A 23,930-nucleotide genomic window follows, 5' to 3' on the forward strand; every position below is an offset into this window, starting at 1 on the left:
AGTTATTGGAAATCTACGACTACCTTTACGCTCGATGGATCTTTTGCTTTTAGATATGCTTCTTCTAACTGATCAGAAGAAAATCGATGAGAGATGAGATGGTTCTCCAAAGATTTAGTAATCTCTGGATTATCCTTCAATAAGGATATTGCCATATGGAAATCACCACAACGAGAACTATGAATTTCTTTTCCTTGTTTAAAAAACTCCCTCACCAAACTGAACTCAGCTGGCCATTGGCTTACATTGGAGGAATCAACTAGGATTGCTCCTCTTGGACGAACCAATGAATTTTCTGTTGAGGGATTTGGCCTGATGGTGAGCCCAATCTCAGATGGACTTGCTACAACAACCAAATCAAATCGTGGCATTTGGTTGGCAAAACTTTCCGAAGCCAGGATTGATTCTGCTTTCGAAATGTTTCCTTCGTATACATTGAAATTTGTTTTTAATTCATTTTTAATGAAATCTGAAACACCATCAAAAACAAAAATATTTTTGTTAGATCTCGTTTCTTTTTGCCAATGAAACGTAGTATTTTTTTTCTCATACGGTAAAATCGACAATTCATCCACAACCAGCTCTGTTAAATGTTGGAGACCAGCCATCGTTTGCCCGTTTGTTGTTTTGAGATGAACTTCTCTTTTAGAAATTTGTAGTGCTGTCTCAAAACCTGAAGTGGTTGATGTGGTATCGTATACAATGTCAAATTTGTTTTGTAAATTTTCAACATTTGTTATGCGAAGGTCAATCACATCATCGGCACCCATCTCTTTGGAAAGATCCACCAAATGATCATGGCGAGTAATTGCTGTAATGCGAAAATTGGAACCATTTGTTTTACGATAAGAGGAAAGTGCAGCAAGAACCAAACTACCGAGTCGCCTTGGACCAAGAACGGCAACATGGTCTCCAGGTTTCGGAGGAGAGGCAATGATGGCTTGTAAAGCAGCCGCAAAGGGTTCCATGAGTACTGCCGCCTTTGGAGAGACACCTTCTAAATTGATGGCGGCATGAATTGGCGCTAAAATATAAGGCCCAAATCCACCGGGCAGGCGATCAATTCCAAGAACCCTTCGCTCTGGGGAATGAGTTGGGATGCCTTCTTTACAAAATATATCGGGATTTTTGTCACCCCTTGCTTCGTAGGTATCGTTGATTTCGACAACAAACTGTTTGCCTTGGTTTTCCTCTAGTCCTTCTGCGAGGACTTCGTGGCCAATGATTTGAGGGAGAGGAAAGGGTAAAAAACGTCTATCGATGTCTGTGGAACAGACTCCGCAGGAAATGGTTTTTAATGGAATGTAACCAGGCCCTAATTGAAGGTAGGTAGAACCATTTCGTTTGATTTCCCATCCCTCGTTCTGATTTCCAATGTATTCGTATTCCGCTGATTCGAACGAGTCATCGGAAAGGTAATCCTTTGCTCGGAATTTTAAATTCATTACCTATTGTTGATAAAAAATAGAAGAATGATCGTCAATGTAAAAAAGGTAAAGTTAAGGAGAAAGCCTTGTCGGATTTCTTGTCTTTCTTTTTCCCCTAATAAATAACTTGTCACAAATACAGAAAAAAATCCACCTAAGTGTGCCCAATGCGCCACATTATCTCTGGCAAACACATTGGTCACATCGGAATACACCATCATCCAACCAAATAAAAACACGGGAAACGGTATCGATTTGGTTTTTGAAATCGGAAATCGGAATGGAGATAATAAGGTCGCTGCAGATGCTAAACCTGAAATAGAACCGCTGGCACCGACGATGGGAGTTTTATCTCCCAAGATCAATCCACGAACGATTCCGTCACCTAACACCGAAAGCAATCCTGCCATAAAATAAAAGAGTAACCACTTCGCCTTCCCTACTCTTTTTTCCACAACTCGACCGAGTAATAAAAGGAAAAATAGATTGGATAACAAATGAGCCCCAGACCCATGAAAGAATGTGGATAAAATCCAGTTGATTGGTTCTAACTCACCTGGTGTGGCAATGAAGTACTCACCAACTAAGTTTGGCATAAATATGGAAACTATCGGATAAAGTAAAAATAGAAATAAAGCAAAACCAGCAGTTAATGGAAACTCCCAAATGAATGATCGCATAACTATTTGAAGGTTGGAATTTTTGCTTCTTCCGGATTTCGGAAGTAAGCAGGGTCAAAATTCGGAATCCCTGTGGCTAATTCGTGTAAATCTGGTTGTTTCCAAATTTGTTCGTAATAATTGAGAGTTCCATAGGAATCAAAATGACTATCATACAATAATCGTAAGTATTTTTCCTTATCACTCACGATGATCCGAATCACTTCATTCACCATCGCTTCGAAACTTCGACTTTCTTTGTCAAATTCATCCACGGAATCGTGTAATAATCCAAGAAGGACAATGTATTTCTCCGCTTGTTTCAATGATTTTAAGGAATAGGCCAATTCTTGTAATTTCATCAAATACAAATAGGGCCGGATATTTTTCCCAATGATTAATTTTTGTTTAGCGACTGCAATTTCCCGATAACCCAAACGCAAATAGAGTTTTGTTTCTGTTTTTTCTTTTCCATTGGCAAGGCGAGCCAAACGACCCAGCTCAATTTCCAATTCTTCAATTTCATCTTCCAAAACATGGATGTACAACTGGATGAGTAAACCTTGGGTTCTACGGAGTTCCGCGTATGAATTCCCCAAGTCCATTTGTAAATGGAGGATTTCCGATTCGATATGGTGTTGTACGCATCGTTTGAAGTATTTTTTTTGGTCTTCGGTTCCACGATTGCTAATGGTTGAATTTAAAATCCGAAGAAACTCGTAGTTATCCTTAAGTCCATAGCTAACACGGATTAACTGTGTTGCTTTAGAACTGGATTGGTCTGGCGTCATCTCCCCCATGGCAGTAAAGAGAAGCAGTAGTATGACCGAAAAACGTTTCATCTATGCAACTAGTTTCGGTCGTACCTGGAAAACATTAGCATGATAAAAAAGAAAAGACATATACGTCTCATATTCTAGAATTATGTCGAGAGGAAACTGTGCAAAAGTTAGGAACACTACCCATTTCTCCCCTAGAAGCCATTGACCAATTAAAAACAGAAATGGACCAACCTGTCTGGGAAAATCGCCTCTTAGATTTGATGAAATTGGCCGCAAACAATGATAAAAATGTTTGGGCTATGATCTACCAGATCATAAGAGAAGCGGATTCGGGTCGTTTGTCTTGGGGGTATCACAAGGTTTTGCTTTCAGGAATGGTTTATTTACTCGCTTATGTGGGAGATTCCAAAAGTTACCGAGTCCTTGTGAATTATGTCAAATCGTTGGATCGTACGATTCCGATTGGTGCCATGGAATTGATCTCCGATTTACTACCGACTTTTGCAGAACTCGACATCCGAGAACTCTTCTCCATTGCCGCCAATACGGATGAACTCAAATCTGCATTTGGAGTTTTGGCATTATGCAAACTCAATATGGAAAATCGACTTTCCGATGAAGAAAAAACAAACTTAAAATCCTTTTTATCAGATTATCAAAATTTGAAATATTATTTAAACGATACCATAGAGCTCACTTTAGAACAACTCAGTGAAACTGATTCGAGTGATATGTTATCAGAACTTGATGGAATTATGTTATGAAAGCCGCCGTATTACCTTCGGGATCGAGATCCCTAGAAATCCAAGAATTAGACCTTCCACCACTCCCACCAAACCAAGTCAAGGTGAAAGTAAAAGCATGTGGGATCTGCGGATCAGACATTCATTTCATTTTACATGGAAAAATGAAGGCCACGTATTCTCCTTGTGTACCTGGTCACGAAACTTCAGGAGTTGTCGCAGAGATTGGAGACCAAGTCACTAAATTTAAATTAGGTGACCGAGTGGTAGTGAGTGCGGGGACATCTTGCGGAAAATGCAAACATTGTTTGGCAGGAAGAGAAAATCTTTGCGAAAATATCGGCGTCATTGGGTTCAACCAAAGAGGAGGATTTGCAGAATTCATCCAAACAGAAGAAAGGTACCTTCATTTATTACCAGAAGAAATTCCGTTTGCCGAGGGAGCCATCCTTGCTGATGCCGTATCCACTCCCTACCATGCTATCAAATACCAAGGTGAATTAAAAGCAGGCGAATCGGTGGCCATCATCGGATGTGGTGGACTCGGAATCCATGCAGTGGCAATTGCTAAAGCCCTTGGAGCGGCAAAAATTTATGCCATAGATATTGATAGTGGAAGTTTAGAAAATGCAAAAGCATATGGTGCCGACGAACTAATATTAGTCGAAAAGAATATGCAAGTTGGGAAAGTTTTAAAAGAAAAGTCGGGTGGGATCGATCTATTATGCGACTTTACTGGTTACATGCCAAATATTGAAAGTAGTGTTCGTGCCATGAACCGAGGAGGAAGGATTGTCCTTGTGGGGATTGGAAGGAATAAACTCGAAATCCCGATGCCATTTTTTCTTATCGAAAGGCAAATCCGAATCACAGGGTCTTATGGTTCGGATCGACGGGCCATTCCAGAACTCATCCAACTCTATCAGGAAAAAAAATTGAATCTCACTAAATCCATCAGTGGGATTCATAAACTGGAAGATACGAACGAATTCTTACATGCGTTAGAAGAAAAAAAAGGGAATCCCATTCGTTTCATCATCAACCCTGAGTTATCATAAAAACGAAACGAATCACTTTTTTTTGTCCTAGTCGAAGGACATCGACATAGGAACAACATGTTTTGTCTGATACCATCTGTTGTAGATTGGGAAACCTTTGTTTCCATTGACTTTATTTGATTTCGACCATCAAAAAACTTAAGTCATCCATTTGGTGCCTCCATCCATTGGAAAACCGAAAGAGCGTATCTTGTAAGATGGAAGACAAATCCTGAAGACTGTGGAAACGATATTCCCATAACAAGGATTTGAGTCTTTCTTCCCCAAAACTTTCCCCTTCTGCATTCAATAGATCAAAAATTCCATCCGTATAGAGTAAAATTTTATCCTTCGGTTGGATATTGATGGTTTCTTCCGCATAGGCTTGGTGAGAAAAAAGACCCAATGGTTTTCCTTTGGCAGTGAGTTGTTGCACTTCTTTTTCAGAATTCCGAATTAGAAAAAAACTTGGGTGTCCTGCATTACTAAATGTAATCGTATAAGATTCTGTATCAATGAAGAGATACGATGCAGTGATGAACAAATTTTTCGTTTTTCCGACTAAATGTCGGTTCATCAAATGAAAAACCCTTGCTGGAAATTGTAAATATGGACCAGCTCCGACAAAGGCCATCTTAGACATAGCGGCAACCATCGCAGAAGAAATTCCATGTCCCGAAACATCGGCAATGAGGAAGGCCCAATTTCCCATACTATCTTTGGTATGATCAAAGTAATCTCCGCCAACCGACTCTAAATTCTGAGAAAATCCAATGATTCGAATTTTATCGTCTTCATTGTATTTGGAAGACAATAAAGATTTTTGTAATGCATGAGCCAAGGCTAAGTCTTTGTCAATTTGGATGAGCCTTTGTAATTCCTTGTTTTTGGTTCTCAACTCTGCATTCATTCGATTGATGGAGTGTAATAGTTCAAGGTAGTGTTTGAATACATAATATCCGAAAAAACCTAACATCAGAAAAAATCCGTAGTGGATGATTCTAATCTGTTGATGTATCACCTCCAAATCTACCAAGGTATCATGAAGGCCTGCAACTACGATGATCAATATACCAATGATAATCTCTCTGAGTTTACGATTCCCTTTCATAAAAACATAAACAGATGCAAATATCGCAACAAAAGCCTCCAATACAACAATCCAATTATATCCTTCTTCACTATTTAAAAACGATATTCCATTTTCATAATTTCGAAAGATCGAAACAAAAAATACAATGACGTGTAATGTCGCGATGAATTTAAATAAATTGCGAAAGAATGGAGGAAACACACTGATCAAAAATAATAACAAAGCAAAAGGAAAAAATGTAAAATTAAGAAACGTAAGAGGAACAATATAATACGCATATTGGCGAAGTGAAAACCCAACAAAACCATTCAATGCTTCTATAAGTGATGCAGATAATAACAAAATGGAAAAATTTAGAAAGATCATCTCCTTTCTACGTAGAAAATAAAATCCCATAAAAATAAACGATAACACAAGCAATATGGGTGCAAAAAATGTTTTGGAAAAATTTTCCATAAACAAATCGATGAGTGCTTGCGAATGATTTTTAAAAATCACATCATGATCAATTCCAATATATCCTTCGTAAATAGATTGGAATTGAATGTATATTGATCCTTTTGGATCGGAATTTAATGGAATCAAATGTGGATAAATGAAATCAGAAACATCAGATTGGTAAACAATCTCTTTCCCTTGGAATACTTTAAATCTTTCTAACGCAATCTCAGAATACAAAATGGGACTTTGTAATTGTCTGATGAACTGATCACTAAATTTAAGGTATAAATATTCTTTTTCCTTTTTTTTAAATCCAAGAGATTTGGAAGGAATTGGAATCCATTTTTCTTGCAATATACTTTCTGGGTCTAAAATTTCTTCCTCGGACCAATAATAATATCTGTCGATCAAATACACAGATTGTTGTAATTGGCTTTCTTGATTGTTTTCAGAATGCAGGTCAAAACAGCTTTGAAAGGATAAAATCGAAATTAAAAAAAGAACAAATTGAATCTTAATTAGAATGAATTTATATGATTTGACTTCTTTCAATTTGATTGTTCCTATTGGAAAAGCAGGATTACGTTCAATGAATCGCACTCGATTCCAATCACTTTTTTACCTACTCCCTTTCCTATTATTGTCTCTTTCCACAATCGTGGCACAAGAGTCTAAAACACCCCAAGAGATCTTCAAAGAAGATAAAATGGAATGTTATTCGATTGCAACAGAGATCGATGGCCAAGAATACCAACAGTCTCTCAAATGCATTTCGCAAGATTCCATTTGTTATATCATCCAAGGATTTGCAATGAGTTGTATTCCCAGGTCTGGTCGGTATCCATCTGAACTGCCCAACCTAACTCCGAAACCAACCCAACCATAATCGTATAACAGGAGATTTATGAAAATCAAAACAAAAATCAGTGAAATGCTAAAAATTGATCTACCGATCATCGCAGCACCCATGTTCCTCGTCTCCTATCCGGAGTTAGTAGTAGCCGTTTCGGAAGCAGGTGGAATTGGTTGTTTTCCTTCCCTCAATTACCGGACCCCCGAACAATTACGCGAAGGAATCCTCGAAATTCGTTCCAAAACCAAAAAACCAATCGGTGTGAATTTGATCCTCCATAAGGAACATAATCCTAATTGGGCCAAACAATTTGAAGTTGTTATGGACTTAAAAGTAGAGCTAATCATTACAAGTCTTGGTACCCCTCGCACCATTGCCAAAGAAATCAAAGCCAATGGATCTTCTTTGTTCTGTGATGTAACAACATTAAAACACGCAAACATTGTCGCTAAGTCTGGTGCAGATGCGCTCATTGCCGTATCACAAGGTGCGGGTGGTCATGCTGGAGCCATTACCCCTTTTGCACTCATACCATATCTTAAAAAAGAAACAGGTCTTCCTGTCATTGCCGCTGGAGCCATTTCCAATGGTTCACAAATGGCCGCTGCCTTATCTCTCGGAGCAGATGCAGTGTACATTGGAACTCGCTTCATCGCCACTCCAGAATCACGTGCGCAAAACGAATACAAACAAATGTTAATTGATTCAAGTCCAGATGAGATTGTTTATACCGAAAAAATTTCTGGGATTCCTGCCAATTGGTTGGCAAAGTCTGTAGAAAAGTCCCCTGATATTTTAGAAGACAGTCCTAAAAAAATTGCGGCAGGTCATGCAGGTGGCGAACAAGCGATTGAACAAGAATACAAACGTTGGCGAGACATTTGGTCTGCAGGGCAAGGTGTTGCTCAGATCGAAGAAGTCAAACCTGCAGGTGAAATTGTAAAAGAAATTGCGAACGAATACCTAAATACAATCAATTCACTTCCTCGCTAAATTCGCTAAACAAATGTAATGCGAATCTTATTTAAATAAAGATTCGCATTTTTTTACTCATTCATTATTTTTTTGCAATTTTCGAATGGTTTCGATCATTCCTTTGGTATCCAAATAATCATTGGATTTATATAACATTTTTCCGTTTGGACTTAGGATCAAAAAGAAAGGTAATCCTATCTTTAATTCAGGATAATTTGGATCGTTCACAAATTCCTCGAAGATGGGATCAGTATCATACACCTTCCATAAAACAACATTTTGAAACGTCTGATTCAATTCCTGATGGGAGAGAGTCAGCTTTTGAAATTCCTTACAATTGGTACACCAATCCGCATAAAAATCAATAAAGATGGGCAGATTCTTATCTTGAGCTAATTGAAACGCATCGTTTTTGTTACGGTACCAAACTAAATTCCCATGCTCTTCTTTTTGGATTGTTGATTCGCTCATTCGATTCCCCATCGAAATTCCAGGTCCCAATTTGAGAATGGAATGGGTTAGGATTAAGAATAAAAAGAGAAATCCAGTGATGGCAAAAATTTGAAACAGAGAATGTTTCATCCTTTCGCTATGGGTACCTTCTTTATTGAGAAGGTATAAAAAGACTAAGGAAGTGGTCCATAAGAAGTAAACTTTTGCACTTAGGCCAGAATCAAATCCCCATAAGAGGAAGGCTTTTTCCAGATACGTATAGGAAAAATAAAAGATGAGTATGGCAAGAACCCATTGAACATACTTCATCCATTTCCCAGATTTTGGTAAGGAAAGTCCAAAGACTCCAATCATCAAAAAGGGAATGCCAAGACCCATTCCAAAAACAAACATTTTAAATGAGGTAAATAAAATTGGTACGATTTTAAAGCCTTCCGTTTGGTAGGTGACCAATTGTACCAAAATGGAGACAACAACGGGTCCCACACATGGGGATGATAGTAATCCCGCTCCCATTCCTAAAAAGAATGTATTCGCATAATTGACGTTAACTGAATTTTTCAAGTCTCCAGAAAAAAATGGAAAGTATAGATACTCGGCAACACTAAGCCCCAAAACAAATAACAAAATCGAAAGCACCAATTGAGTTTCTGGATAACGTAAAAAGGAATTGAATACACCTCCGCTCACACCCGCAATCAATCCGAAAATGGCATACATGAGAGCCAGGCCAAAATAATACACAAGCGGATGGGCCCATTTGTGTTTGGCAACACGTGTTTTTAAAATGCCAGCAGTGATGGGATACAATGGGTACACACAAGGGAGTAACCCCGACAATAACCCACCGAGAGCTAAAAAGAATACAGTCGCAATGGAAAAATGCCCCGAGGACAATTGGGATTCAATGAAGGTTTGGATTTCAGAAAACATAAACTCTAACTTAGAACGTGGCTGTGGCCTTCAAAACAATGCTTCGATCCAATCGTCCAAATTCGGAGATGGGAAATGCCACTGGTTTTGAAAACTGTTCTCTATATTCGACACGATTTGACGACTCTCCGGTACTGTCTACATACCATTTATTTGGTTCTCCTTTTGTGTCATAGGAGCGTACCTCGGTATAACCTAGAGCAAGCCTAGTCGAAGCCGATAAAAACCACTCTCCAAAGATTTGTCGTGACACGTAATACGATTGGTCTGAATAACGCGGTTCGGTCGTTCCTGGTTGGAAACGCACCCAAGGCTCTCGTTCGACAGTTTCCGTGGCTCTGAGTCCAGGCGATGGACCTCCGGTTGCCACTTCCCCCCGTGCGACCAAACGGAGAGTTCCATTTCCGATTCCCAACCAAAGGTAAGCACCCCGCCCTGTAGATTCAGGAACCATCACCCCTGGTTGGTAAGGAGACAATCGATCCACAATTTTTCCGCCCAATTGTTTTTTGAACATCCCACCGAGTCCGAAATTGACGGTGTCCTTCCAAAGGAGGTGAGATTCAATTGCCACCACTTGTTCTTGGTTTAAGGAAACAGGACCTTGCCTTCTTGTGTTCGGATTTCCATCATCCAAAAGGCATTTTGTTTTTCCTTCGCGGCATTCATCACTCGCATAACCGAAAGCATTCGACGCACGACCAAGAAGATGGAGTCCTGTTTTTAAATTTTCAGTCCAGGTGGGCTCCCAACCAATTTTCCCAATGACATCATAACCAGTGTTTGTTGTATTTTGAACATTCCGGTAACCTTCTCCATTTACAACCGCTGCCTGCACAGAAAAAGATTTCCATCGTCCTATATAATTGATTCCTAAATCAACAGGGTCTCTTGCAAAACCAAGGGACTCGAGAGGGGATTTGTCGATGTATCGCCAATCATAATTCCCCGACCAAACAGAAAACATATGTGGCAATTCAAACATTCCAAATTGGATTTGGTGTTTGGTGTTGCCGAGTTCAAATGTTTTTGCTAAATTTGCTCGCCTAACTAAAAATACATATGGATTTTCCTTTGTTCCAGTTCCAACAGAAGTATCATTTGTCAAAGCATCGTTTCTTAAAATTTCGCCCCAAAATTCTGCTTTTAACCCTAAATCTTCCCATTCTTTGGAAATGGAAAACATCGTCCAAGGCATCGAAAATCCAGATTTATCGGAGGGAGAGAGATCGGTGGTTCCGGACGCTTTGTCACGAATCCGTAAGGACGCAGTGGGGGTGATGATGGCACCAAGTTTTAATCCATAGTAGCCATCGGGTTCTTCTTTTTTTGTTGTGATTACCTCTTCACCTAATATAGGATAGATGAAGAGGAAAAATAAAACTATAAACCTATAAAAAAAATTCACTTATTGCCGTACGTTTCATCCGGTGTGAACGATTTATCTTCCCAACCAATTGGTTTATGGCATGGAAGGCATCGATTCAACATTGGAAATTCCTTTCTTTTTTCTTTCAAAAGAATTGTAGCACCATCTTTTGTGATGATATCTTTATATTGTTTTTTTTCTAGTTCTGTGGCTCCTACTTTTTTGGCTCCACCAGTCCCTTTCGCAAAATCCTCACCATTGATATTCACCAAACCTTCACAAACGCAAGTATAACCCGTTTTTTCTTTTTCTTCGAAAAATACCCCAAAAGCTGTTCCGCGCACTCCTGCAGTCGTTGTTGGTGTGGAAACTTCAAAACTTCCTTTTTTAAAATTGTTCACGCGAAACCATGCAGCTCCGTTTTGCACAAACGCTTTCGCCTCTTTTTTATCAGAGTTCCATTCTTTTAACGTAAAATCAGTGTTTGGTTGGATTCGAATTTCTGTTTCTTGGTATAAAAAATCAACTTTGGATCCATTGCCCGTTTTGATCCGATCACCTGGTTTGAGCACATCATTCACTTTGAGGGTTTTCCAAAGTTTGGAAGTATCAGATGCCGATAAAAAACTCACTTTCCCACGTGTGAAGGTCGCAACTGCAAACTCTTCCGCAAATAAGGAAACAGTAGTTAGAAGGGAAAAAAGGATGGTTAGAGGGATTTTGAGGCTCATAATCACTCTAACAACCATGTGGAAATAAATTATCAATCAAAAACTAAAATGGGAGGGAGAAGCAAAGACCCTACCAAGGGATGGAAAATCCCAACTGAGACAATTTGTACTCCAATTCCTCACGTTCTCGGCTTTTTTTAGCGGTTGTGCCTTGGTCGTCCAACATTCCAAGTTGGATCGCTTTTTTAATTGCTCCCTCTTTTCCCGAAACATTCAGTGCTGCGATGATTTCAGTATCATATTTGGTGAGGTGGAGGGCACTCAATCGGTAATCCACAAAAGCTTCCCAAGTATGAGGCACCCATTTTTGTACGATTTGTTCACCAATGGTTTTCGCAAACAAACGGATTTCCAATTGAGCATGGTCATCCATTCGCAGTGCTAAAAAATGAAGTAAATTGTGCAGGTCAATTTTCCAATAAGCTTCTGTATATGTGGCAAGTGGGAGGTCTTTTCTTGCCTGTTCGCGTGCCACTCCCATTTCCAAACGTTCATTGTAAATATCATTGGCAAATTTTTGGAACTCTGTTTCTCTCTTTGTTAGGTGGTCGCCTTTAGATGATTCTAAGTATCCATCACTTCCTTGTTTGTTGCCAACTGATTGCACACGCCATTCACCCGGTAATGTCGTTTGTGCAGAGTCAATGGCTACGGAATAACGCGTAGAGTATTCATTGACATTTGCCATGCGGTGGCGAATCCATTGGCGCCAAGTATCCATTGGTACTCGTACGTGTAGCTTGAGTTCGCACATTTCAAAGGGAGTACTGTGTCTGTGGCGCATTAAATACCGAATCAGTCCTCGGTCTTCATTTACCTTTTTTGTTCCTTTTCCGTACGAAACGCGTGCCGCCTGAACGATGGATTCATCTGAACCCATATAATCAACGAGTCTGACAAATCCATCATCTAGAATTGGGAATGGTTTTCCTAAAATGGAGTCTAATTCGGGAACGGATACTCTTGAAATGGATTCGAAATCAGATTGTTGCATATTAGCTTTATTTTTTAGTTCACAGGCATATGAAAAGTCGAAAATAGAGTTATAGCGGACAGTAACGGCAGATAAATAGAAAGGATGCTAAATGGCACTTGAAGAAAATACATTGGAAGATCGATTGATCAAAATTTCCACAAGAGAAAGTAACAAAAATCTCATGGTGAGTCCGGATAAAATTTATATTTTTCCTGTTCCCAAAACGACCTTCCAATTTTTGGAGAATATTTGGCAATCCTTCACGAATAAAATGGTTTCACTTGTGGATTATAACGATGATCCCATTTTTAATTTTTCCATTTTTGAGGTCATTGACCAAGATGAAATGAAAATTGTGGCGACTGCCACTCACTTTAAACTCAAAGAAATTGCAGAACGCCGAAAGATCCCAGGGATCGAAGAATACATCAAAAAATCGAGACCCATCCATTTGGCCGACCCTAGAAATGAATCAGCACGTTTCATTCGAAAAGCGATCATCGATTTTAACAAAGGACTCCGCCCTGAAGTCACCTTTGTGAATCTGAAAGAAGAAGAGATCCATCCTGAAAAAAAAGTCTTACTTTCTGAAACAATGAACCATGCAATCGGGATTCCACTGTTTGTGAATGAAAACCCGATCGGAATTCTATGGGGCATCACAAAAGATCCAATTTCGGAAGAACAAATCCGCCCCCTTACGTTACAATTGTATTCACTCTTTGATGTCATTGAGTTTGTCGTGGCAAAGGAAATGGAATCAGGAAACGACCATTACATTGCTCAAAAAAATATCGAAAAAGCGGATACCGTTTCAAATTCAAGAAATCTTTTTTACACCACCACTAAAGACCAAAAAGAACCAGTTACATCCATCATCTTCAAATCTCACCAATATAACATTGAATATAGAATGGATGCATCGTTCATCATTCCAACAACAGATGGTTATGCAGTTTCACTCAAAAGTTTTATCCCAGAAAAACTAAACAACACAGGCAAAAATTTGTTACTCATCCCTGGATTTTTTTGCCGGCGTTCCGTCATGGACAAACTCGCAAAAGAATTAGCGCTCAAATACGGATACCGAGTGTTCCTGATGGACATGCGTGGTCGGTCTAGGCAAACCATGCCAAAACACGGAAAAAAAGAAGGATGGACCGTCGACAATTACATCCAAGACGATTTTCCAGAAGTGTTACGATGGATTCGCTGGCACTATCCAAGTGAAAGAACAGTTGTCGTTGGACACAGTATGGGAGGCATGATCCCTAGGTTTTATGTTTCTTCTTACGAAAAAATCAAAGAACTCAAAGAAGAATTCAATTTACCACAACCAGAAGAATACATTGCGGGCATTGTATCAATCACCTCGCCCAACTACATCAGTTTGAAGTCCAATTTCATTGGGTTGGATACACTAAAAAGAGGATTTAACTTACTTCCACATAAAATGATTTCCGATATGATTTTGAGTATGGCAAGTTTTTCCATGCAAGCCACAATCCAAACCATCGATCTCAAAAAATTCTTCAAATTGATTTTAAACCTTCACTCCAGTTTACGAAGTTTTAGTTATAATATTGGAACAAAAGTATTAACCATCAAAGACTTCGTTGGTTATAAAGAAATCACTCCTCCTGAATGGTATTTTCTCATGGAAGACGTGTTTTGCGAAGAATCAGTGTCCGTGATCATGCAATTTTTCCAAAGCCAAATCTCCAATGAACAAAGTTTTTGGTCCAATGATGGGCGGATCAACTATACAGAGAATTTTTTAAACAACTTCACAATGCCAATTTATAGTGTGGTAGGAACTGTAGACAAAATTGTACCGGAGGAAAGTTTAGCAGAACTGAAAGACCTCAAATCGGAAAACAAAGTCACGACTTATTATGAACAAGGCCATCTTGGGATCATTTTCCATGGAGAAACCGTAAGAAAAATTTGTAAGGGAATGGATGAGTGGATCCAAGGTTTAAAATAACCTTCCTTTCCCCTAACGTCCGCTAAACCGGTTGCGAATCAGTTCCATTTCTTTCAGAAGTGTAGCATCGCGACCGGCTAAAAAATAGGCACCTCTCACCGGAATACTTGTGATCTCTGAATCTTCAATAATGGTCACAACTGTTCCTGGAATTTTTGGTTCCAAAACATACGTCCATGAGCCACGCATTTTGAAACTGGCATCGGTTAGTTCAATTTTCCACTTTTTCCTCGGAATGAACTCTCGAAGTTCAAAGATCATAAAACCACCCATATCTGGTGTTTCCTTCCATTTTGTGGGAGTTCCATCAGGTTTTGATTCCAAAATTTGAATCGCAACGACTTCTTTGCGACGGTTGGGAAGGTCGTTGATGTCTGTGATATAATTCCAAATGTCTTCTGGTTCTGCTTTCAACCATTCGCTCGTTTCTTTATGAAACTTTGGATCTTGGAAATAACCAACCGCCAAAAATAGAACAACAAGGCCAATGAGTAAAAAACTCGTTCCAAAGGCAAAAAGTAGGATCCGCTTCATAGCTTTTTTTCTTGCTAAGTGGCCAAAGGATCAATCATAATCTTTTCCACAATGAACGCAAATGAAGAGTTGATCCAAAAGTTTTACACAGCCTTCCAAAACAAAGATGGGCAAACCATGGTTTCCCTTTACCATCCAGAGATCCAATTTGAAGACCCAGCATTTGGGAAATTAAAGGGAAAGGAAGCAGGTGCAATGTGGCTCATGTTACTCGAAAGGAGCCAAAATTTAACCATTCGTTTTTCCAATATCAAAGCAAATGAGAAAGAAGGATCGGCGGATTGGGAAGCAGATTACAGTTTCAGCAAAACGGGACGGCTCGTTCAAAATAAAATCCATGCAAAGTTTACCTTTCAAGATGGAAAAATCATCCAACACAAAGATCATTTTTCTATGTGGAAGTGGCTTGGAATGGCAATGGGACCTGTTGGGTATCTACTTGGATGGTGGCCAGCCCTCGGGAACAAAGTCAAAAAAGAAGCAGTCACCGGATTACAACTTTATATGAAACGCAAACGTATGTAGTTTTGGTTGGAGATGAATTTCGATGAAATGGAAATTGGAAATCGAGATCTGAAAGGGAAAAAAATCTAGATAATAGAAAACTTGCCAAATCCAATTACGGATTTGGCATATTCGAAAGTCCACCGGCGTTGATCACTTGTTTGTATCCAATGGATTCTAAAAAGGATTTCGCACTACCACTCCGTCCACCTGACGCACAATAGACGATGATGGTTTGGTTTTTGTCACCAAACTCATCCACTCGTTTGGAAACTTCATCAATTGGAATATTACGTGCATTGGGAAAATGACCAGAATTGAATTCTGTTACTGTGCGAACATCCACCACAAGAGCACCAGCATCAATTTTTTCTTTGAGTTGTGACTGGTCCATACCCGAAACATTTCTCAATTGGTAAACAATGAATAAAACAGCAACAATGGCAATGATGATTAGGATCATTCGATTCAAACTGACTCTCCGACTTTATTAGAATAGACGAATGAAACAGATTCATTCTGACCGAGTTCTCTAAAAAAACAGGAATAATAACCTGTGTGGCAGGCGGCACCAATTTGATCGGTGATATATTTGACAAAAAAAGGATTGGAGTGAACATAAATCTGTTTCAATTTTTGAAAGTGCCCTGACTCTTCTCCCTTTACCCACTTTCCATTCCTTGATCGACTGAAATAGGTTCCATTCCCAGATTCGATGGCATGGATGAGACTTTCCTTTTTCCCCCAAGCCAACATCAAATCTTTACCAGTCAAATCCTGAGCTAAAAAGGGAGATAAGGGTGGCATACTGTCTAAGATCGAATCAAATGTTTCCTTCGAAACTTTAAGTGTTCCATTTTCCCATAACAATTGTTTAGCGAATGATCTTTCTTCGGGGGAAACTTCCAGAAAGGTATCTTCATCACAATCCACATATAATTGTTTTTTTGTATAATCAAATCTGTTTAAAAAATCCTGAGTTTGGGCCAAGTTAAGAATTTGCAGAGAAACTTCAGGAGATAAATACGATCGTTTTGAAAGTAAAACGATATCTTTTCCAGTTGGAACTTGAATCATGAAGGAACCTCAATTGCTAAAATTTCAGTGGTTTTGGTTTTGCCACGCAGAGATAAGGTTCCCATCGTTTTCATTTTCAATGATTGTTTTAATTCTTGAGAGATGTGATCGTATAATTCCTTAGAAATCAAAAAATTTCGTTTTAATTCTTTGCCAAGTGTTTCCAATCGGCTGGCAGCATTCACTGTATCACCAATCACTGTGTATTCTAAACGTTTTTCGATCCCCACATTTCCAACGATCACAGGTCCATAATGGATTCCGATGCGAATGGAAATTGCCTTCTCTTCATTGGTTTCCCTTTTTTTGTTCCACTCAGCTAATGCCTGTAACATAGCAATTCCTGCTTTTACGGAATTTGTGGCATCTTCTTTGGAAGCGGTTGGAGTACCAAAGGTTACCATCATTCCATCCCCTATGAATTTATCGAGTGTTCCATGGTTTTGGAAAACAATGTCCAACATAAAACTATGGTATTCAGACAAAAGAGACATGGTTTTGGCTGGCCCCAAAGTTTCCGAAATCTGTGTAAAATTGGCTATATCACAAAATAGAACTGCAACTGTAGATTCCTTGCCACCAGGTTTAAAAAAATCCTCATCCGCTTGGTCCATTTCTTCCACAACATTTGGTGAAAAATAACGAGTGAGTTGTGTCATCTTCACTTCATTGGTAACAGCCATAAGCACTGTCCGCCTAACGCGGTAGGTAAGGTATGCCAAAAAAAATCCAAGTACTCCAATGATCCCCATTGACATGATGTAATTATTCACATGGGCTGCAGGACCGATGATTGCCTCTTTGAAATTTTCAGTACTCACAAAACGAGGGTCTTGTTGGGCATACACTAAAATGCCTGCCTGACTGATCACAACACCTAACGCATACATCATTGGATAAATGGGTTGGATACTGAACGCATTGATCACAAGAGTGCCTGCGATGATAAAATGAACATAGGTTTTGATGAGATAGGTTCTTGGTACTTGTGATTCACCCCCCACTGCATTGTACCAAATAAAAGGCAACACAGTGATGATGACCAAATCAATCGCTACACAAAATAGTCCAACAAAGGATACATACTTTCCCTTTTTTAAAAATTTGGAAAATATATACAACACGATATTAAGCGCTAAGGAAATTGAGGCGATTGTAAATAATTCAAACAAAGTCTGAGCAACAAAGAAAGTACCGATGGTCAATAAGGAAAAAACAATCATCTTTCCATAGAGACTAAACTTAATCCCTTGGATTTCTTTCTCCCTTAATATTTGTTCTGACTTTGTTGCCATTGTTTATTTCAAAAGGTCACCAGGACTTGCATCGCGGTCAGGAACAAACAAGGATAATGTTTTGTCCTTTCCTGACGCAAGTAACATCGCTTCTGATAAACCAAACTTCATTTGGCGTGGTTTTAAATTGGCGACAACAACTACTTTTTTGCCCACCAATTCTTCGGCTGTGTAGCTTGCTTTGATTCCCGCAAATACGTTTTTGATGCCTTTTTCTCCTAAATCTACTTTTACAAACAAAAGTTTGTCGGCTCCTTCCACAGGATTTGCTTCTTTGATGAGACCAACTCGAAGTTCCACTTTTGACAATTCATCAATTGTGATGAATCCATCTTCGGAAACGGTCGCCGACTTTACTTCGTTTGTATTGGACTTAGATGGATCTTGTTTTGCTTTCTCAGGGTTTGATTTTTCAAACGTTTCTTTCGTTTCTGTAATCATAATGGTAATATTTTTTTCCTCAACACGTTTGGATAACATTTGGTAGGGACCAAGAACTTTGTTTTCGATGGTCTCTGTTAAATTCAAAAAACTCAAATTTGGAATTTGAAATAAGTCCGCGAGCGAATGGACAATTTTCGGAGTCACTGGCGCCAGATAAGTAAATAATATTTTGGCGCAATTGAGGGAAGTGGTCACAACCTCTCTTGCTTTTTCCACATCTGTTTTGATCAGGTTCCAAGGAGCATAATCATTTACGTACTTATTCACTTTGTCCCCAAGACCTGTGATATCACGCATCACCTTGGAATAGTTACGTGACACATACGCTTCCCGAATTTCTGTTTCTTTGGAGAGTAATTCTGAGACCAATGATTTGCCTTCCGTTGACAAGATCCCCAATTTTCTATCCATTTTATCGAGAATGGAAGTGGAAACTCGAGAAACCAAGTTCACCAAATTTCCTATCAGGTCTGAATTTACCCGGGAAACAAAATCATCAAAGGAAATGTCGACGTCTTCCATTCCGGAACCCAAACGACATGCCAAATAAAAGCGAAAATGTTCCACATCTAAATACTTAGCAAACGTGGATGCATTGATAAATGTCCCACGTGATTTCGACATCTTTTCGCCATTGACAGTTAAAAAACCATGTACATTCAATTGGCTCGGTGCTTTGTATCCTGAACCCATAAGCATCGCAGGCCAAAACAATCCATGGAAATACAAAATGTCTTTTCCGATGAAATGGACAATTTCCCCTTTCCCTTCTTTCCAAAACTCATTGAATTTTCTTTCATCCTTCAGATGGTTTAAGGAAGAAGCCATATAACCGATGGGTGCATCCAACCATACATAAAAGTATTTGTTTTCTTCTTCCGGGATCGCAAAACCAAAGTAAGGACCGTCACGACTGATATCCCACTCTTGTAAACCTGATGTAAACCATTCTTGTAATTTCTTCTGGGCACCTTCATTCAATCGATTCCCTTCTTCCATCCAGTTTTTAAGTTGGTTTTGAAAGTCTTGTAACTTAAAGAACAAATGTTTTGATTCTCTTAGCACAGGTGTGGTTCCGCAAATGGAACAGTATGAATCTTTTAAATCTTTAGGTGAGTAACTTGTTCCACAGACTTCGCAAGAATCTCCGTATTGGTCTTTGGCACCACATTTTGGACAGGTCCCTTTGATGAATCTGTCAGGCAAAAACATTTTGTCATGTTCGCAATACGACTGTTCTATGTTACGAGCAACGATATGTCCGTTTTTTTTAAGAGTTAGGTAAATGGATTCGGAAAACTTTTTGTTCTCTTCCGAATTGGTTGTGTAATAATTATCATACTCAACGCCAAAGGATGTCAGATCTTTGTAATGTTCTTTTTGAACTTCCTCAATCATGGACTCAGGAGTTTTCCCTGCTTTTTTAGCAGCGATCATGATGGGGGTTCCGTGTGTATCATCCGCACAGAAAAAATAACATTCATTTCCAATCAACTTTTGGAAGCGTACCCAAATGTCAGTTTGGACCGCTTCCAATATATGGCCTAAATGGATAGAGCCGTTTGCATAAGGCAAAGCACTTGTAACTAAAATGTGTTTCGACATAGATTAATTCCAGTTTCCCAATGGGATTTTCCAATTCAGCCTATTTTTGAGAAAAATCAAGAAAAGAGAGAAAAAATGAAGTTGAAGGAAGTGAGAGAACCCATAAACTTCCTGTTTGTTATGGCTAAGAAAATCGTTCAAAATTTGAAACAAGTTAAGGGAAATAAAAAGAGTCACCCGGATACCATTCACAAAACCCTCGATATCGAAAGTGACCTCCATATTGAATACGCAAAAGTCCTTTTGAGTTTGTGGTCTTATGCATGTAATGCAGACGGGCAGTTCAAAAAAAAGGAAGGGGAAATTGTAGGAGAACTCGTCAATGTTCTATTTGAACCCGATTGTTTACTCAGTGGCTTTCAGGCCCAAAAAAAACAAGTCCTAGACATCCTTTCCAAAACTTTTGACAACCCACTACCGATGAAAACCATTTCCAAGGTTGTGGCAGACAGTGATGAGTATGCACTGAATTTTTTTGAAGATGCAGTTTGTATTGTCGCCTCTGACGGTTCCTTAAACCAAGCTGAGATACAATTTTTAGAGGACTTAGCCAAAGAATTCAAAATTAGTCCAATGGACAAAGTAAGAGTCGAAAAAAAATACCTTGCTTAAGATTGTTTTCATCCTATCCCTATTTGTTGTTTCGATCACTTCCATTGGTGCAAGGCCAGGGATGGGGAATTCTTATCGATCTTCCAGCTCGAGTTCAAGTAGTAGTAGTCGATCATCCTACTCAAGTTACAAACCTTCTGCCTCTAGTTCCTCCACATCAAAATCCTCTAGTGCAACAAGTTCTTATTCAACTCGTAGCGCTCCCGAGCCAACTTCCTATTTTGAATCAACAAACCATCAAATCTTGGTTCAGTTTTTTGCTGATGGGAGTGCTGAAGTAAAAGAAAACTTTCGTATCAAAAAAGACCAATCTAAAATCGGAATCAGAAGGTCTTCTTTCTTAATTCATAGAGAATCCGAGATCTCAGATTTGAGAGTTTCTCCAGATTCATTATTATCTTCGCATAACTCGGGTATCATTACGATTTTTTGGCCGAATAGTGATCCAAATCCAGAAATGGACATCAGCCTAAATTACCGGATCCAAGAAGCTTATTTTCGTTTAGGTGGACTTTCTCTTATCAACTGGCGATTCTCGAAAACAAGTCATTCTTCCACTCCATTTGTTTTGGATTTACAATGGGAACCAAATTCCTTCTCGAACGAATTCAGGATCCAAGAAGAAATTTTTAATTCTTCGTTCTCCGAATATGAAAGAAAGGACATTCCCGTTCCAACAAGCGAGAAACAATTCCAATACCATCAGTCTGGCAATGTGGAAAGTAATGGGCTCGTGATCACTGATGTCCTGAATTGGGAGAAAGAAGCTAATCAAATCTCCAAAAACAATTCAAGTTCTGAATCACCGAATCACACATATACCTTACATCAAACAGTGACACTTAAAGACAATGGAGTTCATTTTTACCAATCAAAGATCCAAATTTCAAAGGAGAATCCAAATCTTGACTCCTTACAGATTCAGCTGGGATTACAACAGTTTCGCGAATTTGGAGAATCTTTTTGGAATCAAATTTGGACACCAGCTTATCAGATTTCTTATGCATTTGAAGGAGTTTCCACCTATTTTTGGCATTTGTTCAATGTAACCTTATCTGATGGCATAGACCAACCAAACAACCAACGCATTTATGAATTTGCATTCAAAACAATGGGGGAAGTTTCCAATCGGATGGAACAAGGAATCGAACGATGGGTTCGCATCACAAGTTTGGAAAAAAGGGATCAGTTACTTTTGCAGAGATTTGCATTACGAGTGTTAAGCGAATCAAAAATGGATCCTTCCCAAACAAAAATGGAAATCATTGTAAAAGATTGTGACTTTTGTTCAGATACTCTAGACAATTCCTCGTTAATCATACCAATACAACCCAAATGGGAAGAAGATGGATTTTTCTTGGAATGGAGCCATCCGATTCCACCAAACTATACGTTGTATCTAAGGATGACCGAAACAAACAAACACATTACCTACAATCCAATTCTCATCTATTATGCTGTATTGAGTGCATTCCTGCACTCACCAGGCTCAGGCAATCATTTAGGGCATCTTACCGTGATTGGATTAATCTCCTTCTGTCTATTGGTCACTGGATTTATATCATTCAACCGAAAACAAACAAAGAAATCTGAAAAACAGGTTTTCCAATCTATCTTATCCAAAATCCAAAACGAGGACCCAAGTTTTGATTTCAAACAATTCAAAGAAAAGGTAATCTTTATCACAGAAACGACTGTTTCTGCTTGGGATAAGGGAAATATGGAACCTGCTCGAAATTTCATTTCTGCGGCTGTTTTCCAAAGGTTTTCGATCCAATTACACTTAATGAATTCAATTGATGGTGAAGTCAATCGGATGAAAGATTTCCAAGTTGTATCTGTCCAAATCATTGGTTCAGAGATCGAATCAGAATATTTTACCTTACATTTAAAGTTAAAATGTAAAACCAAAGACAAAACTTTTCCCAAACAGACTTCCGAATTGGAAATTCAAAACCAATTGAATCACGTATCTTCGATTACCTATGAAGAAATTCACTCGTACACTCGAAAGTTAGGGACAAAAACCAAACCAAAAATTGACCTGATGCACAAACTTTGTCCAAGTTGTGGAGCCTCGCCAAAATTTTCTCATACAACCAATCGATGCGAATATTGCGGAGGAATTTTTAATTCAGGTGAAGCAGATTGGGTTCTAACGGAAATTACACAGACTGTTGAATGGGAATCAGTGAAGGATCCAAAAGTAAAGTCTTTACCAATTGGAATTGCAAAACAATTGTTAGAAGATAGGGCTTCTTCAGTTTTTTGGAAATACCTCCATTTTTTATCCATTCCCAATAGCCAAATTTTACACAGAGAATCTCTGGAAACATCATACGATCAATTAGGGAGACCAGGAAATGAACCAATGCATTCACCTGTTGTCGGATCCTGTCATTTGATAGAGTATAAACATGATTCAAACCCACATCAAATGACATGCGAAATTCGTTGGAGTGTTGCTAGAAAAAAAGGATTGGTTCCAGAGCACCGCAGATCTCGCATTACTTTTGTTCTACCGTCGGAGAGGCCAAAATCTCTAGGATTTTCTGAAGTTTCGTGCAGTAACTGTGGTGCTCCCTTACCAGAAATTGATGCAAACAATTGTAGTTATTGTCAAAAACCAATTCCTGAAAAAGTATCAGATTGGTTATTTGCATCGATCAATAAAATATCTTTATAAGTTTTTTATCTGGGTTTTGTATAACAAATCCAATGCCTATCGGATATGATTTCCAAATTGAGTTTATGGCTCATCCGAATCGTAACAATCATATCAGCCACCTCTTCCAATCGAAACGCTGCCATTAAACTATTATAAAAATCTGTTTTTAAAATTTCAGATTCATTTTTCGCATAACGCTCTACTAGTTGATTTACTTCAACGGTTGAGTTGGGTCTTAATAAATCGGATATAAAGATAAAACTATCGTCATCTATAGACCTTTGTATGGCTGCCCAAAACTCATATGGATTGTGTGTATGATGAAGAAGTGAATTGGAAAAAACTAATTCATAACTGGATTCGGGAACAAAGCCTTGAATGAGTTCGTTTTTAAAAATCATTTTATTGTTTCTTTTTTCACCAACGAATGTAGAAAGACGCTTCTTACAATAATCTAACATTGAATTGGATCCATCAAGAAAGGTAAAATTGGAATTAGGAAATAGGGTGACTAGTCTATTCGACATATCACCAGGACCACATCCTAAATCCAAAACTGATCGTGGTGAAAATTTGAGAGGAAGTCTGTTTTGAAACTGTTTGATGATCATCGAATGCGCCGATTCAAAATCCGCATTTGCATACGATTTTACCTGATTCGTATCTTCCATGAGCTCAGGCTCTGGAATTCGAACCAGAGATTGCAGGTTAGTTTGTTCCCATCGATTCATA

At 38.8% G+C, this 23,930-nt stretch carries 22 protein-coding genes; 8 read left to right on the plus strand and 14 right to left on the minus strand.

Going from position 1 to position 23,930, the window contains the following annotated elements; genetic code table 11:
- Positions 1 to 2 precede the first annotated feature (2 nt).
- From LEPBI_RS16110 to LEPBI_RS16120, 3 genes are read right to left on the minus strand one after another with little or no spacing between them, the layout of a single operon-like run.
- Positions 3 to 1,445, minus strand: a complete 1,443-nt coding sequence (locus LEPBI_RS16110) for an MDR/zinc-dependent alcohol dehydrogenase-like family protein (RefSeq protein ID WP_012390210.1) — start codon at positions 1,443 to 1,445, stop codon at positions 3 to 5.
- Positions 1,445 to 2,107, minus strand: coding sequence for a rhomboid family intramembrane serine protease (locus LEPBI_RS16115; protein WP_012390211.1), 663 nt, complete (start codon positions 2,105 to 2,107; stop codon positions 1,445 to 1,447). The genes LEPBI_RS16110 and LEPBI_RS16115 overlap by 1 nt, the downstream gene beginning before the upstream one ends.
- Before the next feature lie 2 nt (positions 2,108 to 2,109).
- On the minus strand, positions 2,110 to 2,928 hold the full coding sequence (locus LEPBI_RS16120) for an adhesin OmpL37 family surface protein (protein ID WP_012390212.1): 819 nt from the start codon (positions 2,926 to 2,928) through the stop codon (positions 2,110 to 2,112).
- 98 nt (positions 2,929 to 3,026) lie between these two features.
- On the opposite strand from LEPBI_RS16120, the gene LEPBI_RS16125 reads away from it, so the two are divergent.
- Together LEPBI_RS16125 and LEPBI_RS16130 are read left to right on the plus strand one after the other, a co-directional pair.
- The gene (locus tag LEPBI_RS16125) at positions 3,027 to 3,632 is read left to right on the plus strand and encodes a hypothetical protein (protein WP_012390213.1); all 606 of its coding nucleotides are present in this window, start codon (positions 3,027 to 3,029) and stop codon (positions 3,630 to 3,632) included.
- Positions 3,629 to 4,669, plus strand: coding sequence for a zinc-binding dehydrogenase (locus LEPBI_RS16130; RefSeq protein WP_012390214.1), 1,041 nt, complete (start codon positions 3,629 to 3,631; stop codon positions 4,667 to 4,669). The genes LEPBI_RS16125 and LEPBI_RS16130 overlap by 4 nt, the downstream gene beginning before the upstream one ends.
- Positions 4,670 to 4,781: 112 nt before the next feature.
- Here LEPBI_RS16130 and LEPBI_RS16135 read toward each other — a convergent pair whose 3' ends face one another.
- Positions 4,782 to 6,734, minus strand: a complete 1,953-nt coding sequence (locus LEPBI_RS16135) for a PP2C family protein-serine/threonine phosphatase (protein WP_012476447.1) — start codon at positions 6,732 to 6,734, stop codon at positions 4,782 to 4,784.
- Positions 6,735 to 6,771: 37 nt separating this feature from the next.
- Between LEPBI_RS16135 and LEPBI_RS16140 the strand changes: the two genes are divergently transcribed.
- Both LEPBI_RS16140 and LEPBI_RS16145 read left to right on the plus strand, forming a co-directional pair.
- A complete protein-coding gene (locus tag LEPBI_RS16140) occupies positions 6,772 to 7,068 on the plus strand; it encodes a hypothetical protein (protein ID WP_012476448.1) in 297 nt (98 codons plus the stop codon).
- A gap of 18 nt (positions 7,069 to 7,086) precedes the next feature.
- Positions 7,087 to 8,028, plus strand: coding sequence for an NAD(P)H-dependent flavin oxidoreductase (locus LEPBI_RS16145; protein ID WP_012390217.1), 942 nt, complete (start codon positions 7,087 to 7,089; stop codon positions 8,026 to 8,028).
- 57 nt (positions 8,029 to 8,085) lie between these two features.
- Here the strand turns inward: LEPBI_RS16145 and LEPBI_RS16150 are convergent, their stop codons facing one another.
- From LEPBI_RS16150 to thyX, 4 genes are read right to left on the minus strand one after another with little or no spacing between them, the layout of a single operon-like run.
- On the minus strand, positions 8,086 to 9,396 hold the full coding sequence (locus LEPBI_RS16150; RefSeq protein WP_012390218.1) for a protein-disulfide reductase DsbD family protein: 1,311 nt from the start codon (positions 9,394 to 9,396) through the stop codon (positions 8,086 to 8,088).
- A gap of 10 nt (positions 9,397 to 9,406) precedes the next feature.
- Positions 9,407 to 10,804, minus strand: a complete 1,398-nt coding sequence (locus LEPBI_RS16155) for a hypothetical protein (protein ID WP_012390219.1) — start codon at positions 10,802 to 10,804, stop codon at positions 9,407 to 9,409.
- Positions 10,801 to 11,514, minus strand: coding sequence for a FecR family protein (locus LEPBI_RS16160; RefSeq protein WP_041769912.1), 714 nt, complete (start codon positions 11,512 to 11,514; stop codon positions 10,801 to 10,803). Before LEPBI_RS16160 ends, LEPBI_RS16155 begins: the two co-directional genes overlap by 4 nt.
- A gap of 52 nt (positions 11,515 to 11,566) precedes the next feature.
- A complete protein-coding gene (gene thyX / locus LEPBI_RS16165; RefSeq protein ID WP_012390221.1) occupies positions 11,567 to 12,490 on the minus strand; it encodes an FAD-dependent thymidylate synthase in 924 nt (307 codons plus the stop codon).
- A gap of 91 nt (positions 12,491 to 12,581) precedes the next feature.
- Between thyX and LEPBI_RS16170 the strand changes: the two genes are divergently transcribed.
- A complete protein-coding gene (locus tag LEPBI_RS16170; protein ID WP_012390222.1) occupies positions 12,582 to 14,459 on the plus strand; it encodes an alpha/beta fold hydrolase in 1,878 nt (625 codons plus the stop codon).
- Between the two features lie 12 nt (positions 14,460 to 14,471).
- Here LEPBI_RS16170 and LEPBI_RS16175 read toward each other — a convergent pair whose 3' ends face one another.
- Positions 14,472 to 14,993 carry an SRPBCC family protein gene (locus tag LEPBI_RS16175; RefSeq protein ID WP_012390223.1) on the minus strand — a complete coding sequence of 174 codons (522 nt, stop codon included), beginning with the start codon at positions 14,991 to 14,993 and terminating at the stop codon, positions 14,472 to 14,474.
- 51 nt (positions 14,994 to 15,044) lie between these two features.
- On the opposite strand from LEPBI_RS16175, the gene LEPBI_RS16180 reads away from it, so the two are divergent.
- Positions 15,045 to 15,518, plus strand: a complete 474-nt coding sequence (locus LEPBI_RS16180) for a nuclear transport factor 2 family protein (RefSeq protein WP_012476451.1) — start codon at positions 15,045 to 15,047, stop codon at positions 15,516 to 15,518.
- A gap of 94 nt (positions 15,519 to 15,612) precedes the next feature.
- Here the strand turns inward: LEPBI_RS16180 and LEPBI_RS16185 are convergent, their stop codons facing one another.
- From LEPBI_RS16185 to metG, 4 genes are read right to left on the minus strand one after another with little or no spacing between them, the layout of a single operon-like run.
- Positions 15,613 to 15,969 (minus strand): rhodanese-like domain-containing protein, encoded by a 357-nt coding sequence (locus LEPBI_RS16185; protein WP_012390225.1) that lies wholly within the window; start codon positions 15,967 to 15,969, stop codon positions 15,613 to 15,615.
- Complete coding sequence (locus LEPBI_RS16190; RefSeq protein ID WP_012390226.1) at positions 15,966 to 16,574, minus strand: phosphoribosyl-AMP cyclohydrolase; 609 nt, start codon at positions 16,572 to 16,574, stop codon at positions 15,966 to 15,968. The genes LEPBI_RS16185 and LEPBI_RS16190 overlap by 4 nt, the downstream gene beginning before the upstream one ends.
- Positions 16,571 to 17,869, minus strand: coding sequence for an adenylate/guanylate cyclase domain-containing protein (locus tag LEPBI_RS16195; RefSeq protein ID WP_012390227.1), 1,299 nt, complete (start codon positions 17,867 to 17,869; stop codon positions 16,571 to 16,573). Before LEPBI_RS16195 ends, LEPBI_RS16190 begins: the two co-directional genes overlap by 4 nt.
- A 3-nt stretch (positions 17,870 to 17,872) precedes the next feature.
- Positions 17,873 to 19,918 (minus strand): methionine--tRNA ligase, encoded by a 2,046-nt coding sequence (gene metG / locus LEPBI_RS16200; RefSeq protein WP_012390228.1) that lies wholly within the window; start codon positions 19,916 to 19,918, stop codon positions 17,873 to 17,875.
- Between the two features lie 120 nt (positions 19,919 to 20,038).
- Between metG and LEPBI_RS16205 the strand changes: the two genes are divergently transcribed.
- Positions 20,039 to 20,530, plus strand: a complete 492-nt coding sequence (locus LEPBI_RS16205) for a tellurite resistance TerB family protein (protein ID WP_187148105.1) — start codon at positions 20,039 to 20,041, stop codon at positions 20,528 to 20,530.
- Positions 20,523 to 23,216 carry a zinc-ribbon domain-containing transport protein gene (locus LEPBI_RS16210; RefSeq protein WP_012476453.1) on the plus strand — a complete coding sequence of 898 codons (2,694 nt, stop codon included), beginning with the start codon at positions 20,523 to 20,525 and terminating at the stop codon, positions 23,214 to 23,216. Before LEPBI_RS16205 ends, LEPBI_RS16210 begins: the two co-directional genes overlap by 8 nt.
- A gap of 5 nt (positions 23,217 to 23,221) precedes the next feature.
- Here LEPBI_RS16210 and LEPBI_RS16215 read toward each other — a convergent pair whose 3' ends face one another.
- Complete coding sequence (locus LEPBI_RS16215) at positions 23,222 to 23,929, minus strand: class I SAM-dependent methyltransferase (RefSeq protein ID WP_012390231.1); 708 nt, start codon at positions 23,927 to 23,929, stop codon at positions 23,222 to 23,224.
- Position 23,930: the final 1 nt, after the last annotated feature.

The organism is Leptospira biflexa serovar Patoc strain 'Patoc 1 (Paris)', from assembly GCF_000017685.1.
GTDB lineage: Bacteria > Spirochaetota > Leptospiria > Leptospirales > Leptospiraceae > Leptospira_A > Leptospira_A biflexa.

Bases quoted from the DNA above. Each gene is read 5' to 3' on its own strand.
- LEPBI_RS16110 (WP_012390210.1), bottom strand. From the start codon at position 1,445: ATGAATTTAAAATTCCGAGCAAAGGATTACCTTTCCGATGACTCGTTC.
- LEPBI_RS16115 (WP_012390211.1), bottom strand. From the start codon at position 2,107: ATGCGATCATTCATTTGGGAGTTTCCATTAACTGCTGGTTTTGCTTTA.
- LEPBI_RS16120 (WP_012390212.1), bottom strand. From the start codon at position 2,928: ATGAAACGTTTTTCGGTCATACTACTGCTTCTCTTTACTGCCATGGGG.
- LEPBI_RS16130 (WP_012390214.1), top strand. From the start codon at position 3,629: ATGAAAGCCGCCGTATTACCTTCGGGATCGAGATCCCTAGAAATCCAA.
- LEPBI_RS16140 (WP_012476448.1), top strand. From the start codon at position 6,772: ATGAATCGCACTCGATTCCAATCACTTTTTTACCTACTCCCTTTCCTA.
- LEPBI_RS16145 (WP_012390217.1), top strand. From the start codon at position 7,087: ATGAAAATCAAAACAAAAATCAGTGAAATGCTAAAAATTGATCTACCG.
- LEPBI_RS16150 (WP_012390218.1), bottom strand. From the start codon at position 9,396: ATGTTTTCTGAAATCCAAACCTTCATTGAATCCCAATTGTCCTCGGGG.
- LEPBI_RS16160 (WP_041769912.1), bottom strand. From the start codon at position 11,514: ATGGTTGTTAGAGTGATTATGAGCCTCAAAATCCCTCTAACCATCCTT.
- thyX (WP_012390221.1), bottom strand. From the start codon at position 12,490: ATGCAACAATCTGATTTCGAATCCATTTCAAGAGTATCCGTTCCCGAA.
- LEPBI_RS16170 (WP_012390222.1), top strand. From the start codon at position 12,582: ATGGCACTTGAAGAAAATACATTGGAAGATCGATTGATCAAAATTTCC.
- LEPBI_RS16175 (WP_012390223.1), bottom strand. From the start codon at position 14,993: ATGAAGCGGATCCTACTTTTTGCCTTTGGAACGAGTTTTTTACTCATT.
- LEPBI_RS16180 (WP_012476451.1), top strand. From the start codon at position 15,045: ATGAACGCAAATGAAGAGTTGATCCAAAAGTTTTACACAGCCTTCCAA.
- LEPBI_RS16190 (WP_012390226.1), bottom strand. From the start codon at position 16,574: ATGATTCAAGTTCCAACTGGAAAAGATATCGTTTTACTTTCAAAACGA.
- LEPBI_RS16195 (WP_012390227.1), bottom strand. From the start codon at position 17,869: ATGGCAACAAAGTCAGAACAAATATTAAGGGAGAAAGAAATCCAAGGG.
- metG (WP_012390228.1), bottom strand. From the start codon at position 19,918: ATGTCGAAACACATTTTAGTTACAAGTGCTTTGCCTTATGCAAACGGC.
- LEPBI_RS16205 (WP_187148105.1), top strand. From the start codon at position 20,039: ATGGCTAAGAAAATCGTTCAAAATTTGAAACAAGTTAAGGGAAATAAA.
- LEPBI_RS16215 (WP_012390231.1), bottom strand. From the start codon at position 23,929: ATGAATCGATGGGAACAAACTAACCTGCAATCTCTGGTTCGAATTCCA.